The organism is Pseudomonas sp. 008, from assembly GCF_016861935.1.
Classification (GTDB): domain Bacteria; phylum Pseudomonadota; class Gammaproteobacteria; order Pseudomonadales; family Pseudomonadaceae; genus Aquipseudomonas.
Window position 1 is genome coordinate 269,703 of sequence record NZ_BOMA01000002.1, and the last position, 18,837, is coordinate 288,539.

Here is an 18,837-nt window from a genome sequence, read left to right on the forward strand (position 1 = left end):
GACGTTATTCCGAAGGCCGAGCCCGCAACCGCCGCCCAACCACATCCAACACATCACACCCATCGCGCAATGAAATGGCACAGAGCAAGGCAAAATCACTAAGAATGAAGGATTCACACTCGACCGAACCGCGCATGGACATGTTTTCCAGCACCTGAGTGACGGCGCGAATTCGATAGTTGGCAGCGTCGTATAAAACATCGAGCGGCGCGTGGGTATCGACGAACAGGGTCGGCATGTCGGTGCAGTTGCCGGTTAGGGCCATGAAGCGGCTTTTTGGGTGGGGAATTGGTTTTTCGTAGGGTGGATCGGGGTGAAGATTTTTCATTTTCAAGTTCCAGAGGCAGTAAACAGGAACTGCCATCAGCCTTCCTACAGGCTGGGGTGGCAGCTATGCGCGGGGTAGGAATATCGAGGCCTTTGGAAAACTCGACCACGCCGAAGCGTGCCCGCGCACAACCGCCGCAACTGATATTACGGACGCACGTTAACGGCCGCAAACCAAGCTTCAACGCTAATACATTTCCAACGACTTTGAAGGGTTCCTACACCCCGCCACTGAATTTTCAGTGACCACCAAAGACTATCGATGGAAATCATTTCACACCAGTTCATGGAAACCGCCGCGACTTGAAGGAAACTTCCGACGACCTTGCCCAGAAATTTCGCAGGATGTACGACGTCCATGCAATTAACCAACAGCCGTCCAAGTGGATTGATCTTCGAGACTGGCTTTTTGAAGGTCGTCTTTCCACTCAACAGTTGCCAAGCGAAAAATGTCTTCAAAAAATGCCCTGGTATCTTTCATCTCATCCCACCCATCAGGAAATGATGAATACGCCTCAGGGTCATACTTCAGCAGTGATTGGAAATCATAATTTTTGTCCTGAAGAGCTTCCTCCAGACATTTGTAAAGTAAAAATCTCTGCCTATATGATCGCTTTCTAGGGAGGCAGTATTTGAGAATTAGCTCCTCCCTGTCCGTCGGATCATTAGGATCGAACCTCTCTAACTCCTCACCAAGAGTCTCTTCACGATCATAAATATCAAAACACCCCAAAAAATATGAAGGTGTCGGTATATATGGCTGCTGAGTATCAGGATCAATAAACATAATCTCCCTCACTTGATCGGGTATAACGTAAATGGAACGCCAGCATCACTAAACTTCATTTCAAAGCCGTCCAACTTAATAAGCCTTGGATTTTCCTTTGACCTAGTGTTTGGCATATATCCCTCCCCGGCACCCGGAAGCCTCATTCTAACGATGTTATGACCTTCCCCGTCCGTCCCCGTAAATCGAGATAGCCCTCTCTCAGTCCTCGTTGTTGCAAGAGTGTAAGCCTCGAGCATCAACTCCCAAGAGCTAAATCTGGAGCTTGGATTGCCACGTTGGTGCCGAGGTCTTCTACCAGTTATCGGATCCGTACCATCAATAGCCCGCTGCTTCCATTTGGCATCTGGTACCGCTGGACTATGTTTCCCCACCATGTGCATGCCCTGGCTTTTATCCAACCGTCTAATTTCATTCTCAGCAACCTCAGCAGCACTTAACTTAGGCTTCGGTAACTCAGGCTCACCCTCATCAACCCTAACGTCAGTCGTATCATCCGGCGCCCCACACCCTGGCTTATTCGATGGCGGACAATTCCCGCTCAACCCCAACGGATCAACCCACCCCGTCGGGTTAGGCGTGTACTGGTACTGGTTCAGCCCACCCGCCAACTTGATCGGATCCGGCGTCAGATACCGACCCACCTCCGGATCATAGTACCGATGCCGGTTGTAGTGCAGGCCGCTCTCGGCGTCGAAGTACTGCCCCTGGAAACGCAGTGGTTGGTCGAGCTGCTCGCCTCCACCGAATGCCAGGTGCGTGACTTTGCCGTAGGCGTTGTACTTCGCCGACCAGACAATCTCGCCACCAAAATCCGTCAGTTCCTGCGGCGTGCCGAGGTGGTCGAGTTGGTAGTAGAACGGGCAGGCCTTTTTCGGGCCTTTGCCGTCGAGCATGGCCAACGGGCGGAAGCTGCCCGGCTCGTAGACGTAGCTGCGGTAGTGCTCTTTGCTGCTTTCAGCGACCACTTGGTCGCCCTGCCAGAAGAACTCGGTGGTGTTGCCGTCGACGGTTTTGGCGATGCGACGGCCAAAAGCGTCGTAGCGATAACTCGCGCAACTTCCATCCGGCAACGTGACGCCGACCAGCCGATGCTGGCAGTCATAGCGGTACTCGGTGACCAGTTTCTGCCCGGTGCCGCGACGTTCGCGGATCAGGTTGCCGAAGGCGTCGTAGTCGTAATGGCGGTCGCCTTGCATCAACAGGCGATTGCCTTTGACGGCCGTCGGGCCGGGGCGGTCCTGCATCAGCAGGTTGCCGGCCGGATCGTGGGCGAAGGTTTCCGGTGGGTCGTCGCGGGTGTGGCGGACGCGGGTCAGGCGGTTGAGTGCGTCGTAGTAGTAGCTGCGCTGGCCGTGACGGCTGTCGGCGATGGTCGCCAGGTTGCCGTTGACCGCGTAGCTGTAGTGGCGCAGGTACAGCGGCCGGGTTTGCTGGTTGATCGCGTGGGCTTGTAACCGGCCTTGTTCGTCGTAGTGGTATTGGCTGGTCAGTTGTCCTTGCTGGCGTTGCTGTTCGCGGCCGAAGACGAACTGGTGGCTGGTAAGCCGCGCGCCATTGAGGTCAATGGCCGCCAGCGCACCGCCCTTGGCGTGGTGGTAGTCGAGTTTGCTGCCGTCCGGCAGGCGCAGACGGTTGAGCTGGCCGCAGGCGTCGTAGCCATAACGCAGGGTGCCCCAGCCTTGGTGCTCGGTGATCAGCCGGTCCTGCCGGTCGTACTCGAATTCCAGCGGGTGATCGTGGCCGTCGTCGACGCTGGTCAGCCGGCCCAACGAGTCGTAGCGGTATTCGACCTGGGTGCCGTCGGGCAAGGTTTTGACCAGCAAGCGCCCGGCTGAGTCCCGCTTGTAAGCCGTTATCAGCCGCGAGCTGTCATCACCGAACTCAGTTTTTTCCAGCAGCTGGCCGTTAAGGTCGTAGGCGTAGGCGGTGCGGCGACCGTCGAAACCGGTTTCCTGTCGGATCAATCCGCTGGGCGTGTAGTCCAGCTGATATTTTTCGCCGGATTCGTTTTCGATTCCCGTCAGCAGCAGCTGCGCATTGTCATAGCGGTACTTGAGCTGGGTGCCGTCGGGATTGATCCGGCGGCTGACCAGGTGCAAATCGTCGACGTATTCGTAGCGGGTGATGCGGCCCAGTTCGTCGCGTTCGGCGGTGATCTTGCCGTAGGCGTTGTAGCTGAACCCACGGGTGGCGCCGGTCGGCAATGTCGCCTGGACCAGTCGGCCGACGGCATCCCATTGATACTGGGTGAGCGCACCGTGTTCGTCCTGACGAGTCGTCTGCCGTCCCAGCGCATCGTAGGAAAACGTTCGCTGCCCACCATCTGGCAGTGTTTCCTCAAGCAACTGACCCAAGGCATTCCAGACAAAGACATGCCGACTGGTGTCCGGGTAGCGGACCGACAGCAACCGGCCCTGAGGGTCGTAGTGGTAATGGGTGACCTGACCGTCGGGATCGGTCGCCTCGGTGACATCACCCTGGGCATTGCGCTGGTATTTCCACACCGCCTGACCGCGATAGCGCGCATGCAGGAAACCGTTGCGATACTCGTAGGCCGTCGGTTCGTCTTGCGGTGGAATCAGCGCCACCAAGCGTCCGACGTCGTCGTAACGGTATTCGGTGACAGCGCCGAGCGGATCCTGCTCGGCAATCAATCGACCCTGCTCGTCATAGGCCTTGAGCTGTTCGCCGCCATCCAGCCCAACCCGGCGCACCAGCCGCGCCCGGTCGTCATGGACGTAAACCTCTTCGCTGCCGTCGATGTTCCAGACGGTGACGCTGCCCTGGTCATCCCAGACATAGCGCGTGTCCATCTGCGCAAACGACGCCCAATGCCGTACGCAGCGCGCCGACTTGCCAGACCGTTCCCACTCCCAGAAGAAACTTGCGCCACCGGCCAGTTGCCGCTGCAAAATTACGTGCTGGTCGTCGTAGTCGTAACGCTCGCTTTCGCCGGCGGCATTGCTCGCTTCGATCAGTTGATCGCGTTCGTCGTAGTGGTAACTGACCAAGGTTTGTTCGGTGTGCCAGGCCTCGGCAAGGGTCTGGGCCTGACGAAAACTTTGGTAGTCGACAGCGATCAGGTGGGCGCGGTCGTAGCGCAACAGCAAGGCACGACCGGCACCGTTGTCGAGGCGCTGGATGCGTTCCTGACGGTCGCGGGTGATGCGCAGGCGGTTGTCGTAGGCGTCGCTGATCGCGGTCAGCCGGCCGTGGTGAAAGTGGTAGAACCGCGTGTCGCCGCCGGCCTGGGCGAGGATCAGTTCTTCGGGGGCATCGCCGAGGTAAATCGCCGCACGCGACAGGCTGTTGTGGATGGCCGGGCGTTCGTGATTCGGCAGCGGGAACGTGGTGCGGCGGTTTTCGTGGTCGATCCAGATGACCTGGTCGCCGTCGATCTCCAGTCGATGGGCGAGCGAATGGCTCCAGCCAAAGCCGAGGCCGCAGTCGATCTCGGCGGCGCTGGTGCGATAGAGCCGGGTGAAGTCGAATGGCAGGATGCCGTTCAGCGTACCGTCGGTGAGGGTCAGCAGTTCTTCGCCAGTGACCATCGACACCGGGCATTGGTTGGTCGCGGTTTTGTCGACTGAGTCGGCGCTGTCGCCGTTGGGGTTTTTCGCCTGATCCGGGGAGTCGTCGTGGTGTTCGTTTTGCTTGAGCGTGGTGTTGCGTTTGGCATCCCAGCGCAGTTGCATCCGGCCTTTTTTCAGGCCCGCCGCAACACCGCGCGCGGCGACCTTTTTGTAGCGATCAACGTACTCCATGAAGTTGTTGATGATCGCAACCATCGACTTCACGAAGCCCATGGCGGCCTGAAAAATCTGTGCGCTGTACTTGGCTAGGCGCACGGTCAGCCAGGCAATGCCAACCCCGACCACACTCAGTACCAAACCAATCAACAGGTCGATGACCAACCCAACCACGACCTTGGAAATCGCTTCAGCCGAAGACCCGGCCAGTTGCGAAGGTGGCAATGCTTCCAGCCACAAGGTCGCAGTGCGCATCAGCAAGCACAGCGCCGCCTCGTCGCTGGCCAGCAACATGGCCTTTTCCATCTTGTCTGGAGCGGTTACGGCCAGATCGGCAAGTCTGCCGGCGCTTTCACCCAGCTTCTCGGCATAGGCGTTGGGGTCTTTCAGGATGTCGGCGAGTTCACCCATGCCATCCCAAACCGCCTGAATCGCCGCCCAACCTCCCGCGAGCACTCCGTTGCCCACCGCCGCCAACGAAGCGGATGCCGATTGCTGCGACCACTGTGGCTTGAACCCTTCCCATTCCTTGCGCAGCCAGCTTTCCAGCTCCTGGGTCAGGCCGTCGTAGGAGGAGAAAAGATCATCGATTTGAGTCGGGGTGACTTCAGTGTGGACATGAACGCGGTAGAACTTGCCGGGCGTGCCTTTGAACTGCCCCTGACCGTTTTCATCGAGTGTGACAGGTGTACTTTCGCCGCCATCATTGGCAATCACATCGACCTGAATGCTCCCCAACGGAATGTCGTAGACCGATTCGAACTTGCTCTCGATCTGCAGAATTCCACTAGCCGGACACTGCGCAAGACCCGAGATAAAATCATCGTCGCCACTGCTCACCGCAGTCGTGGTATCGCCGAGTTTTATCACCCGCTCCATGTCCAACAGCGAAGGCATGTCCATCGCCCGGCTGACCCTATCCGCGTTCCGGTTCAAGAAGTTGCCAAGCTGCTGGCGATACAAAACCAGTGTGCCTTTGAAACCGTCGAGCTCCTGCTCGATCCGTACGATCTGATCCATCAGTCCAGCTCCGTCATCAGGTAATCCACCAACGCTGATTTCGGCGCTTGAGGCAGGTCTGGCATCTCAAGAAAGCTCGCGACTTTGTGCCGCAACACGCTTTCGGAGAACGCCTCATAAAGATCAGGGCGGTCCTCGCTCAACCACTTCAGCAGGTTGTTGATATTCGTTGTCGCGGACTTGGTGGCGAGGTGGTTGAGCAGCGATTCAGATACTTCCCACCAGGGGAAAACCCTGGCGGTTTTCAGCGCACTACCACCGATATCCAGTGGCTGACCATTGATCAGGCAACGCCCGATCACCGGCATCAGTTGCGCAGCGTTAACCTCGGCAGACTGCAGAATCGGCAGCACATAGCGCCCATCCCAATAGCGGAAAAACACCGCGTTGCCGTTGGGCATCAGAACGTGTGTGAGGCTGCGCAAATGCTCGACCAACACCTCTTGAGTGGCGCAAGACACCGCCAGCCACCCCCAATCGCGAGACTCAGTGGTGGCGACCCAATCCAGAAACTCACTGTCAGCAGCGACGATTCCGACATAGGGCATCACCGCTTCCCACTCGGCGTAGGCAGTACCAGCCCAGATCGGGCTCGGCGCTTGAGACGTGATCGAGCATTGCCAGGCTTTGAACGGTTCAGCTGCACTGGCGCTGCTGAAAATCGCGAATAGTTGCTCCGACGGTTGCAGTGGCTGGCGCTCCAACCAGGCGCGAGGCGACAAAACATCAGGCAGCACAGACACCGTCCTTACAGCGCTCACACTCTTCGCAGAACGGCGCATCGCTTTGCAGGCTGAGAATCTGCGCGGCACTGAGCAGCGCCGCCGGGGCTGCTGCAAGTTTCAACGGCACATCCGGCAAGCTCGGCGCAGAAGCCATGGCCGCCATCAGAGCACCACCGACCTGAATCGGCACGCTGCTGAAAATCCCGCCGGGGCCGATGTTGATCCACTGCCCGCCCGCCTGAATGGTCGCGCTGGCGCCGCCGTCGATAACCACTTGCTGGCCGGCGCTGACGTGGAATTGCTGACTGGCATTGAGGGCCTGATTGTTCACGCGAATGTGCCGGTCGCCGACCACCACCAGGTGATCGTCCAGCCGCACTTCGGTCTGGCGCTGGCCGTGGGTGATGCGTTTCTCGTCGGCCTTCAACTCATGGCGGGCGGTGCCGGTGACGACGATGCTGCGCCGGTTATCAACCTGCACCTGTTGATCGTTGAGGACGTGCTGAGTCCAGTTGCGCTGGGCGCGCAGGTAGATTTCCTCGGCGCCTTTGCGATCCTCGATGCGCAATTCGTTGTAACCGCCGCCACCGGGACTGCTTTGGCTGCGGAAAATGCTGCGGGTCTTGTCCGCCGGCAGATCGAGGGGCACAGGCGTCGCGGCGTTGGGCAGGCAACCCATCACCAGCGGTTTGTCGGCATCGGCATCGATAAACCCCACCAGCACTTCCATGCCGACGCGCGGAATCATCACGCTGCCGTAACGGTCGTGAGCCCAGCCCGTGGCGACGCGCAACCAACAACTGGAGTGTTCGTTGAGCTGCCCGTCGCGGTCCCAGGCAAGCTGAACCTTGACCCGACCGTACTCGTCGCAATGGATTTCGCTGTCCGTCGGGCCGGTGACCACGGCGGGTTGATAGCCGAGCATCCGTGGCTTTTCCGGCCCCAGCGGTGGGCGAAAAGAAACGTCCCACGGTGTCGCCAGAAACGTATTGCGATAGCCCTGGAAATCATCCGGGCTGTCGCTGGTGGCCGACTCTTCCAGCACTTGCGGCTGACGGCCGCGGTGTTCGATTTCGGTGATCAACCACAAGTCATTCCACGCCTGACGCGGGTGTTCGGCCAGGTGTAGGAAATGCCCGCTGGCCAAAGCGGATTCATCGCCGCGACCTTCGGCCTGACGGTAATCCGCGCTGTGCCGTTCCAGCGCTCGTTGAGCCAGATGCTTGCCGTGTTCACGATCAGTGAATTGGCCGGGGAAGTGGTAGTCCTCCAGCACCGGCCGCTGCTCGCTGTCGAGGCGGCTCTCGAGTTGCAATCGCGGTTTCTGGAAGTCGTAGTCACGACGGGTGACTGCGGTGGTGCGGGTTTCCAGCCGTACATTGAAACGCTTGATGGCCGGTGCATCCGCGGCCATCCCGCTGCCCGGCAGGTACAGCGTCGGTTCGGGCAAGCGAGGGAAAACTGTCTGATCGTCGCCGAACACCAACAGATGGCCGTCGGGGCTGTGCTGGAAGTGGTAGTGAATACCGACCTCGGCACACAGGCGCTGGATGAACGCCAGATCGCTTTCAGCGTATTGCACGCAGTACTCGCGCAGGGGGTAATCACTGCCGAGCCGGAACTCGAAGGCGTCTCGCTGGATGCCGTGGTCTTTGAGGATTTGCGTGACGATCGTCGGCACACTTTTGTGCTGGAAGATCCGCTGATTGATACGCCGGTCGAGATACGCCAGACGCGGTACGAGACTGATCTGGTAACCCGTCAGACGGTGCCCGGAATCGCTTTGGCCGACGCGAAAAACCTGACCATGAATACCGGAACCTTGCGCATCGAAACTCAGAAACGCCTGACGATGCAGCAGGCTTTCGAGCTCTATGTCGGGTCGCTCGCTGACCAGTTCCAGGTCAAAACGGTAGGGTTGGCTGATGGCTTCCTTGCCCGTGAACTCAAGCACCTTGAGCTCATTCTGGACGCCGTCGAGGGTCAACGTGAAACGCGGTTGATTGGCAGGCGCGAACATCCGATGTGTCTCTGCAGAATGAAGGCGGGCGATTCTGCATGAGCGACAAGGGGTGTTGATGGAGGGACAAGGAAATCAGATTTACCCTGCTTTTTTAGGGATTTTTCCTTCAAAAAACTGGATAAGGCACTACAGACATTCCTGTCAGAAGCACCGCCGAACAAATGTGGGAGCACAAAAAAAACGGCCCGCCTCCAAAAGGAAGCGGGCCGTTTTCATGTTCGGCGAAAGGTCAGAGCATCAGCTCATCCCCTCACTGGTTCAGGCGGAAATCCTTTTCGGCCGCGGCGAAGCGCGAAAGCATGCCGCTGGTCGGTGCACCCATTTTGCTGACGATGTAGATCGCCAGGCTGGCGAAAATGAAACCAGGGATGATTTCGTACAGGCCCAGCAGTTCGAAGTGTTTCCAGACGATCACAGTGATCGCGCCGACCAGGATGCCGGCCAGTGCGCCGTTGCGGGTCATGTTTTTCCAGATCACGGAGATCAGGACAACTGGACCGAACGCAGCACCGAAACCTGCCCAAGCGTAGCTGACCAGGCCCAGTACACGGTTTTGCGGGTTAGCCGCCAGAGCGATAGCGATCAGCGCAACCAGCAGCACCATGGCACGGCCGACCCAGACCAGCTCAACCTGGGAAGCACTTTTACGCAGGAAAGTTTTGTAGAAGTCTTCGGTCAGGGCGCTCGAGCACACCAGCAATTGGCAGCTCAGCGTACTCATCACCGCCGCCAGAATGGCCGACAGCAACACACCGGCAACCCACGGGTTGAACAGGATTTTCGCCAGTTCGATGAACACACGTTCGTGGTTTTCGCTCACCGGCAAGGCCAGGGCAGGGTTGGCCGAGAAGTAAGCGATGCCGAAGAAACCTACCGCGACGGTGCCGCCCAGGCACAGGATCATCCAGGTCATGGAGATGCGACGAGCGTTGGCGATCGACTTGACCGAATCCGCCGCCATGAAACGCGCCAGGATGTGCGGCTGGCCGAAGTAGCCAAGACCCCAGCCCATCAGCGAAATCACGCCGATGAAGGTGGTGTTTTTCAGCATGTCGAAGTTGCTTGGGTCTTGCGCTTCAATGGCCAGGAACGTGGTGTCGATGCCGCCAGTGGCCAGCAGTACGATGATCGGCGTCAGCAACAGGGCGAAGATCATCAACGTGGCTTGTACGGTGTCGGTCCAGCTCACTGCCAGGAAACCACCAACGAAGGTGTAGGCAATCGTCGCCGCAGCACCGGCCCACAGCGCTGTCTCGTAGGACATGCCGAAGGTGCTTTCGAACAGACGGGCACCGGCCACGATGCCGGAAGCGCAGTAGATGGTGAAGAACACCAGGATCACGACCGCGGAGATGATCCGCAGCAGGCCGCTTTTATCTTCGAAACGGCTGGAGAAGTAGTCCGGCAGGGTCAGCGCATCGCCGTTGTGCTCGGTCTGCACACGCAGACGGCCGGCGACGAACAGCCAGTTCAGGTAAGCACCGACGATCAGGCCGATGGCGATCCAGCTTTCGGAAAGACCGGACATGTAGATAGCGCCCGGCAGGCCCATCAACAACCAGCCGCTCATGTCGGAAGCACCGGCAGAGAGTGCGGTCACGACGCTGCCCAGGCTACGGCCGCCCAGAATGTAGTCAGAAAGGTTGTTGGTGGAGCGATAGGCCATGAAGCCGATCAGCACCATTGCTGCGATGTAGATCACGAACGTGATCAGGGTTGGATTGCTTACGCTCATTGAGTTACGCCCTGGCATTGTTTTTATGTAGCGGCGGCTGGTGAACCGCTCGCAAACGATGACGTTTGACAGACGATTCGGGGGCCCGCGCATTTATGACTGATGTTTCCCCAGGAAAGCCATCAGCCGGTGCACCGATCTTTTTGACCGGTTGCACCTTGGCCGCGAATGCTATTCAACAAAGCAAATAAGGTGCAACCAGTTTCGTTCGAATAAGTTGCACCTAGTCGGATTTTCTTGAGAAGGGTCGGTTTTTGCTCCCTTTTAGGGCGTTTTTCAGGTTGCACTAGAAGTAAAAGCACCAAGCAGGCACAGGACTTGTGTACCAGAATTTATTTCCTGACGAGCTGCTTATTATTCCGACAAAAAAAGGGTTGCACCCGGTTGCACCTCGACCAGAGCAGGGCTAATCTTGCCGCCAGCTGATGCCACGCGGTCGTGGCAAACATGAGGATAAAAATATGGCTACCACCACCCTTGGGGTCAAACTTGACGACCCGACCCGCGAACGCCTCAAGGCCGCCGCGACCTCGATTGATCGCACGCCGCACTGGCTGATCAAGCAGGCAATTTTCAATTACCTGGAAAAACTCGAGGGTGGTGCAACCCTGTCCGAGCTGAACGGTTTGAATGGCAAGGAAGTCGATGAAGCCGGCGAGGTCCACGTCGATCACGCGCACCAGTGCTTCCTGGAATTCGCCGAAAGCATCCTGCCGCAATCGGTGCTGCGCGCCTCGATCACTGCCGCTTACCGTCGCCCGGAACCTGAAGTGGTGCCGATGCTGATCGAACAAGCTCGCTTGCCGGCACCGATGGCCGACGCCACCAACAAGCTCGCCGCCTCGATTGCCGAGAAACTGCGTAATCAGAAGAGCGCCGGCGGCCGTGCCGGAATTGTTCAGGGCCTGTTGCAGGAATTTTCCCTGTCCTCCCAGGAAGGCGTGGCGCTGATGTGCCTGGCCGAAGCGCTGCTGCGCATCCCGGACAAAGGCACCCGCGACGCGCTGATCCGCGACAAGATCAGCACCGGCAACTGGCAACCTCACCTGGGCAACAGCCCGTCGCTGTTCGTCAACGCCGCCACTTGGGGCTTGCTGCTGACCGGCAAACTGGTCGCCACCCATAACGAAGCCGGCCTGACCTCGTCCCTGAGCCGCATCATCGGCAAGAGCGGCGAGCCGATGATCCGCAAGGGCGTCGACATGGCCATGCGCCTGATGGGCGAGCAGTTCGTCACCGGCGAAACCATCGCCGAAGCCCTGGCCAACGCCAGCAAGTTCGAAGCCAAAGGCTTCCGCTATTCCTACGACATGCTGGGCGAAGCCGCCCTCACCGAACATGACGCCCAGAAGTACCTGGCCTCGTACGAACAAGCCATCCATGCGATCGGCAAAGCCTCTCACGGCCGTGGGATTTACGAAGGCCCGGGCATTTCGATCAAGCTGTCCGCCTTGCACCCGCGTTACAGCCGCGCCCAGTACGAGCGCGTGATGGACGAGCTGTACCCGCGCCTGCTGTCGCTGACCCTGCTGGCCAAGCAATACGATATCGGCCTGAACATCGACGCCGAAGAAGCCGACCGCCTCGAGTTGTCGCTGGATCTGCTGGAGCGCCTGTGCTTCGAGCCGCAACTGACCGGCTGGAACGGCATCGGTTTTGTGATCCAGGCTTACCAAAAGCGCTGCCCTTACGTGATCGACTACGTGATCGATCTGGCTCGCCGCAGCCGTCATCGCCTGATGATCCGCCTGGTGAAAGGCGCTTACTGGGACAGCGAAATCAAACGCGCCCAGGTCGAAGGCCTAGAGGGCTATCCGGTCTACACCCGCAAGGTGTACACCGACGTTTCCTACATCGCCTGCGCGCGCAAACTGCTGTCGGTACCGGAAGTCATCTACCCGCAATTCGCCACGCACAACGCCCACACGCTGTCGGCCATTTACCACATCGCTGGCCAGAACTATTACCCCGGTCAGTACGAGTTCCAGTGCCTGCACGGCATGGGCGAACCACTGTACGAACAGGTTGTAGGCAAAGTCTCCGAAGGCAAGCTGAACCGTCCGTGCCGCGTGTACGCTCCGGTCGGCACCCACGAAACCCTGCTGGCGTACCTGGTGCGTCGTCTGCTGGAAAACGGCGCGAACACCTCGTTCGTTAACCGCATTGCCGACCAGTCGATCTCGATTCAGGAGCTGGTGGCCGACCCGGTGGCCAGCATCGAGCAGATGGCGACGCTGGAAGGCGGCTTCGGCCTGCCGCACCCGCGCATCCCGCTGCCACGTGACCTGTACGGTGCCGAGCGCGCCAACTCCAGCGGCATCGACATGGCCAACGAACATCGTTTGGCTTCGCTGTCGTGCGCGCTGCTGGCCACCGCGCACAACAACTGGAAAGCCGCGCCGATGCTCGGTTGCGCCTCCAGCACTGAAACCCCTGCGCCAGTCCTGAACCCGTCCGATCTGCGTGACGTGGTGGGCCACGTGCAGGAAGCCACCGTCGAAGACGTCGACAACGCGATCCAGTGCGCCTTGAATGCTGCGCCGATCTGGCAGGCCACGCCGCCGGCCGAACGCGCCGCGATTCTGGAACGTGCCGCCGATTTGATGGAAGGCGAGATCCAGCCGCTGATGGGCCTGTTGGCTCGCGAAGCCGGCAAGACGTTCGCCAACGCCATCGCCGAAGTGCGTGAAGCCGTGGACTTCCTGCGTTATTACGCGGTGCAGGCACGCAACGATTTCACCAACGACGCCCACCGCCCACTGGGCCCGGTGGTGTGCATCAGCCCGTGGAACTTCCCGCTGGCAATCTTCAGTGGCCAAGTGGCTGCTGCTTTGGCCGCCGGTAACCCGGTACTGGCCAAGCCTGCCGAGCAAACCCCGCTGGTCGCTGCTCAAGCCGTGCGCCTGCTGCTCGAAGCCGGGATTCCGGAAGGCGTGCTGCAACTGCTGCCGGGCCGTGGCGAAACCGTCGGTGCCCGCCTGGTCGGCGACGATCGGGTCAAAGGCGTGATGTTCACCGGCTCCACCGAAGTCGCGCGCCTGCTGCAACGCAACATCGCCGGTCGCCTGGATGCCCAGGGCCGTCCGATTCCGCTGATCGCCGAAACCGGCGGCCAGAACGCGATGATCGTCGACTCCTCGGCACTGACCGAACAAGTCGTCATCGACGTGGTGTCGTCGGCGTTCGACAGCGCCGGTCAACGCTGCTCGGCGCTGCGGGTGCTGTGCTTGCAGGAAGATTCCGCTGACCGTGTCATCGAAATGCTCAAGGGCGCCATGGCGGAATGCCGTCTTGGCAATCCAGAGCGCCTGTCCGTGGACATCGGCCCGGTGATCGACGCCGAAGCCAAGGCCGGCATCGAGAAGCACATCCAGGCCATGCGCGACAAAGGTCGCAACGTGTACCAGGTGGCGATCGCCAACAGCGAAGAAGTCAAACGCGGCACCTTCGTCATGCCGACCCTGATCGAGCTGGAAAGCTTCGACGAGCTGCAACGGGAGATCTTTGGCCCGGTGCTGCACGTGGTGCGCTACAAGCGCAAAGACATCGACCAACTGATCGGCCAGATCAATGCATCCGGCTACGGCCTGACTCTCGGCGTGCACACTCGCATCGACGAAACCATCGCCAAGGTGATCGACAACGTCAACGCCGGTAACGTCTACGTCAACCGCAACATCGTCGGTGCCGTGGTCGGCGTGCAACCGTTCGGCGGCGAAGGCCTGTCGGGGACCGGTCCGAAAGCCGGTGGTCCGCTGTACCTGTACCGTCTGCTGTCGACGCGTCCTACCGATGCGATCGAACAATCCTTCGCTCGCGGCGACGCTATCGCAGCGCCGGACGTGCGTCTGCGTGACGCCATGAGCAAACCGCTGACCGCGCTGCAAGCCTGGGCCGACAGCAACAAGCTCACGGACCTGAGCGCCCTGTGCGTGCAGTTCGCGGCGCAATCGCAAAGCGGGATCACCCGCGTGCTGGCCGGCCCGACCGGCGAGCGCAACAGCTACGCCATCCTGCCGCGCGAACACGTGCTGTGTCTGGCGGATGTAGAAGGCGATCTGCTGACTCAACTGGCCGCGGTATTGGCCGTCGGTGGTTCGGCGGTGTGGCCGGACGCTGAACCGGGCAAGGCCTTGTTCGCACGTCTGCCGAAGGAAATTCAGGCGCGGATCAAACGGGTGGCCGACTGGACCAAAGACGAAGTGGTGGTTGATGCCGTTCTGCATCATGGCCATTCCGATCAGCTGCGCGCGGTGTGCCAGCAGATTGCCAAGCGTGCCGGCGCCATCGTTGGGGTTCAAGGCCTGTCCCAGGGCGAGACCAACATTGCGCTGGAGCGCCTGGTGATCGAGCGCGCATTGAGCGTAAACACCGCGGCGGCGGGTGGTAATGCCAGCTTGATGACTATCGGTTAAACCGTAATAAAGCCGGGCGCCTGCAATGGGCGTCCGGTTTTTCAAGCAAGATCTTTTGCTTCTCCATCACCAAGATCAATCATCCTGTTCAGCCTCTATTCCCACGCCTAGACTCGGACCATCCCAAATAAAGGTAGGCCGCCATGTCCGAGACGTTGCTCAGTTCCCGCAATCTGGCTTTCGAGCTGTATGAAGTCCTTGATGCCGAGGGCCTGACCCAACGTGAGCGTTTCGCCGAGCACAATCGCGAGACCTTCGATGCCGCCATCGGCACTGCCCGCAACATCGCCGAGAAGTTCTTCGCCCCGCACAACCGCAAGGGCGATGAGAACGAGCCGCGCTATGAGGACGGTCAGGCGATTCTGATTCCGGAAGTGAAACCGGCAGTGGATGCCTTCCTCGAAGCCGGTTTCCTCAACGCCGCGCGCAGTTTCGATGCCGGCGGCATGCAACTTCCTACGCTGCTGTCCCAGGCTTGCTTCGCGCACTTTCAATCGGCCAACGCGGCGTCGACCTCCTACCCGTTCTTGACTATGGGCGCGGCCAACCTGATTGAAAGCTTCGGCACCGATGAGCAGAAGCAGCGTTTTCTGCAACCGATGATCGACGGTCGCTTCTTCGGCACCATGGCACTGACCGAGCCCCATGCCGGCTCGTCACTGTCGGATATTCGTACCCGCGCCGAGCCGGCGTCCGACGGCACCTATCGACTCAAGGGCAACAAGATCTTCATCTCCGGCGGTGACCACCCGCTGTCGGAAAACATCGTGCACATGGTGTTGGCCAAGTTGCCGGACGCGCCGGCCGGGGTGAAGGGGATCTCGCTGTTTATCGTGCCCAAGTTTTTGGTCAACGATGACGGCAGTCTCGGCAAGCGCAACGATGTGCTGCTGGCCGGTTTGTTCCACAAGATGGGCTGGCGCGGCACCACCTCCACCGCGCTGAACTTCGGCGACAACGGTGAGTGTGTCGGCTATCTGGTGGGCAAGCCGCACCATGGCTTGAGCTACATGTTCCAGATGATGAACGAGGCGCGGATCGGTGTCGGCATGGGCGCGGTGATGCTGGGCTACGCCGGGTATCTGTATTCCCTGGAATACGCCCGCGAGCGTCCGCAAGGTCGGGTGCCGGACAGCAAGGATCCGACCACCGCACCGGTGGCAATCATTCAGCACGCCGACGTCAAACGCATGCTGCTGACCCAGAAAGCCTACGTCGAAGGCGCGTTCGACCTCGGGTTGTACGCGGCGCGGCTGTTCGACGACACCACGACGCTTGAAGGCGAAGCCGAGCGCAAACAGGCCCACGAGCTATTGGATCTGCTGACGCCGATCGTCAAATCCTGGCCGTCGGAGTTTTGCCTGAAGGCCAACGAACTGGCGATCCAGATTCTCGGCGGTCACGGCTACACCCGCGAGTATCCGGTGGAGCAGTATTACCGCGACAACCGCCTGAACCCGATCCATGAAGGCACCCACGGCATTCAGTCGCTGGACTTGCTGGGGCGCAAACTGGCGCAAAACGGTGGCGCGGGGCTCAAGCAATTGATCCGTCTGATCGCCGACACCGCCGAGCGGGCACAAGCCCATGAATCGTTGACCGCGTTGCGTGAGCCTCTGGAGAAACTGGTGGCACGCCTGCAAACCGTGACCATCGGTCTGTTGACCGATCTGGCTCAGGGCAAGGTCAACAGCAGCCTGGCGAACTCGGCGCTGTACCTGAAAGTGTTCGGTCATACGGTGATCGGCTGGCGCTGGCTGGAACAGGCGATTCGTGCCGAGGAAGGGTTGGCCAAGGCTAATGCGGCGGATGTGAGCTTCTATAAAGGCAAGTTACAGGCGGCGCGGTATTTCCTGACGTGGGAAGTGCCGGGTTGCCACCATGAACTGGCGATTCTTGAGGCGCGGGATGATGTGTGCCTGAGCATGCAGGATGAGTGGTTCTGACCCGCTGACACCGATCGTTCCCACGCTCTGCGTCACGGCCGCGGAAGGGACGCGGAGCGTCCCGGGCTGCATTCCCACGCGGAGCGTGGGAACGATCGGTTAGGTGAGTTTGAAACTGCCCATCTGCCGCGCCAAATCATCGGCCAGGCGCTGCAACGTCTGACAGTCTTCACGACAAGCCCTGACCTCCCCCGCCGTCGCCCGCGCCAAATCGGAAATGCCCTGCACGTTGCGGTTGATCTCTTCCGTCACCGCCGATTGCTCTTCCGTCGCTGTGGCCACCTGATGGTTCATGTCGCTGATGTGCTCGACCTGCCCGGTAATCGCCGTCAACGACGCCCCGGTGCGCTGGCTTGACTCAACCCCCGTGCCGGTCGCCGCTTGCCCGGCGTGCATTGAAGACACTGCATGCTCCGCGCCCTGCTTGAGGCTGCCGATCATCTGCTGGATCTCGTCGGTGGACGACTGCGTCCGTCGCGCCAGGGTCCGCACTTCATCGGCCACCACCGCAAAGCCGCGCCCCATATCCCCGGCCCGCGCCGCTTCGATGGCGGCGTTGAGCGCGAGCAAATTGGTCTGCTCGGAAATCCCGCGAATCACCGCCAGCACTTGATCGATCGACGCCACCTGCTGGGCCAACTCACCCACCGCTCCGGCGGCGACGCCAATTTCGTCAGACATACTTTCTATATGCCGAATCGAACCACCCACCACTTCCCGCGCCTGCAGCGCTTCATCTCGCGCGGTTTGCGAAGCGACCGCCGCGTTGCCAGCGTTCTGGGCGATTTCCTGCACGGTCAGCCCCATCTCATGGACGGCGGTGGCAACCATGTCGGTCATTTCCTGCTGACGTCCAGAACGCTCAGCAGTGTTGTCCACCACCCGCGCCACCTGGCCGACCGCCGTGCGTAAACGCTCACTGGTGGCCAGCACTTCGCCGATCATCTCGCGCTGACTTTCCAGGAACCGATTAAAGCCGCGAGCCAGGTCACCCAACTCATCGGCGCGGCTGGAATCTAACCTGTGGGTCAAATCTCCACCACCGCTACCGATGGCAACCAACGCCGCTGTTACCTGACGAATCGGTCGCACCAATCCACGAGCCAGCAACACCACCAATAAAAGACAAACCAACGCCACCGCCAGACCAATGCCGCCGCTCATCCACATCGCCCGGCGAGCTTCAGCGTAGATCTGCGACTGCGGCACTTCGGCCACCAGGGTCCAGCCCAGATCACGTAGCGGCAGGCTCAACGCCAGAAACTCTTCGCCATCGCGGGCAAAACTGCTGCTGCCAGACGCGGTGGAGGTCATCACCGCTTGCGCCGCCGAAGCGCCGATCTGTTCGACCAGCGTACGTTTGCCGCTGAACTGCGCCTCGGGATGAACCTGGATCAAACCGTCGGAGCGCACGAGATAGACCTTGCCGCGCTCACCGAAGTTGAAGTTGTGGATCAGCTCCGACAGCTCTTTCATGCTCAGGCCCAGCCCGGCCACGCCCACGACTTTACCGGCCTGCTCGACCTTGAGGTCGATGAACAGCGCCAACTCGCCGGTGGCGGTGTCATTGTCGATATTGAGGGTGCGCGGTTGATTGCTGTCGAGGAACGAATAGAACCAGGCGTCATTGGGATTGGAGCGGCTGAGTGTGCGGTCCAGGCCCTTTTCGGTGAAGTAATGGTTTGAAGCGGCACCGATGATCAGCGCGGTAAAGGCTTTGTGCTCAGCGCGGATGCCTTCCAGGTAACTGACGAAGGTCGCGGTCTGGGCAGTGTTTTCGCCTCCGGCCAACCAGTCGCGCACCATGCTGTTACTGGCGATGTCCTTGGCGGCGGTGAGGGGTTGAACGAGGATGCGCTCGATGTCGTTGCGCATCGCTTCGATGCTCGACGGCAACGCCTGCTCGACCAGATAGCGCTGGGCGAGGCGGTTGACCACGAGGGTATAAATGCCAACCACGATCAGAATACTGACCAGCAGGGCGGTGCCCATGCTCAGGATCAACTGCCATTGAATACTGCGTCGCCAGAACTGCATGGAGCACCCCCAAAGAATAAGAGGCTGAAACACTGCAACAGCCATGCCGATTGTATACAACACAAACGAC

General features: G+C 59.9%; 9 protein-coding genes and 1 pseudogene. 2 read left to right on the forward strand and 8 right to left on the reverse strand.

The window, feature by feature from the left end:
• Nucleotides 1-4: 4 nt before the first annotated feature.
• The 6 genes from JUI81_RS05815 to putP all read right to left on the reverse strand — a co-directional run bounded on the left by JUI81_RS05815 (nucleotide 5) and on the right by putP (nucleotide 10,369).
• Entirely contained in the window at nucleotides 5-328 is a 324-nt protein-coding gene (locus tag JUI81_RS05815; RefSeq protein ID WP_096481329.1) for a hypothetical protein, read from the reverse strand.
• A 363-nt stretch (nucleotides 329-691) separates the two neighbouring features.
• Nucleotides 692-1,114, reverse strand: coding sequence for a hypothetical protein (locus JUI81_RS05820; protein WP_204123920.1), 423 nt, complete (start codon nucleotides 1,112-1,114; stop codon nucleotides 692-694).
• A gap of 8 nt (nucleotides 1,115-1,122) precedes the next feature.
• Nucleotides 1,123-5,886: an RHS repeat-associated core domain-containing protein gene (locus JUI81_RS05825; RefSeq protein WP_204123921.1), complete on the reverse strand. Its 4,764-nt coding sequence runs from the start codon at nucleotides 5,884-5,886 to the stop codon at nucleotides 1,123-1,125.
• Complete coding sequence (locus JUI81_RS05830) at nucleotides 5,886-6,623, reverse strand: DUF4123 domain-containing protein (protein WP_204123922.1); 738 nt, start codon at nucleotides 6,621-6,623, stop codon at nucleotides 5,886-5,888. The genes JUI81_RS05825 and JUI81_RS05830 overlap by 1 nt, the downstream gene beginning before the upstream one ends.
• Nucleotides 6,613-8,631 carry a type VI secretion system tip protein VgrG gene (locus tag JUI81_RS05835; protein WP_204123923.1) on the reverse strand — a complete coding sequence of 673 codons (2,019 nt, stop codon included), beginning with the start codon at nucleotides 8,629-8,631 and terminating at the stop codon, nucleotides 6,613-6,615. Before JUI81_RS05835 ends, JUI81_RS05830 begins: the two co-directional genes overlap by 11 nt.
• Nucleotides 8,632-8,884: 253 nt before the next feature.
• Nucleotides 8,885-10,369 carry a sodium/proline symporter PutP gene (gene putP / locus JUI81_RS05840; RefSeq protein WP_019581897.1) on the reverse strand — a complete coding sequence of 495 codons (1,485 nt, stop codon included), beginning with the start codon at nucleotides 10,367-10,369 and terminating at the stop codon, nucleotides 8,885-8,887.
• A gap of 461 nt (nucleotides 10,370-10,830) precedes the next feature.
• On the opposite strand from putP, the gene putA reads away from it, so the two are divergent.
• Together putA and JUI81_RS05850 are read left to right on the forward strand one after the other, a co-directional pair.
• Complete coding sequence (putA, locus tag JUI81_RS05845; protein WP_204123924.1) at nucleotides 10,831-14,784, forward strand: trifunctional transcriptional regulator/proline dehydrogenase/L-glutamate gamma-semialdehyde dehydrogenase; 3,954 nt, start codon at nucleotides 10,831-10,833, stop codon at nucleotides 14,782-14,784.
• A 143-nt stretch (nucleotides 14,785-14,927) separates the two neighbouring features.
• Nucleotides 14,928-16,730: an acyl-CoA dehydrogenase gene (locus JUI81_RS05850; protein WP_204123925.1), complete on the forward strand. Its 1,803-nt coding sequence runs from the start codon at nucleotides 14,928-14,930 to the stop codon at nucleotides 16,728-16,730.
• 99 nt (nucleotides 16,731-16,829) lie between these two features.
• Here JUI81_RS05850 and JUI81_RS32150 read toward each other — a convergent pair whose 3' ends face one another.
• Together JUI81_RS32150 and JUI81_RS32155 are read right to left on the reverse strand one after the other, a co-directional pair.
• Nucleotides 16,830-17,675, reverse strand: a complete 846-nt coding sequence (locus JUI81_RS32150; protein ID WP_374707259.1) for a methyl-accepting chemotaxis protein — start codon at nucleotides 17,673-17,675, stop codon at nucleotides 16,830-16,832.
• Nucleotides 17,676-17,693: 18 nt separating this feature from the next.
• Nucleotides 17,694-18,812 (reverse strand): annotated as a pseudogene (locus JUI81_RS32155) (cache domain-containing protein); the annotation flags it as partial.
• Nucleotides 18,813-18,837: the final 25 nt, after the last annotated feature.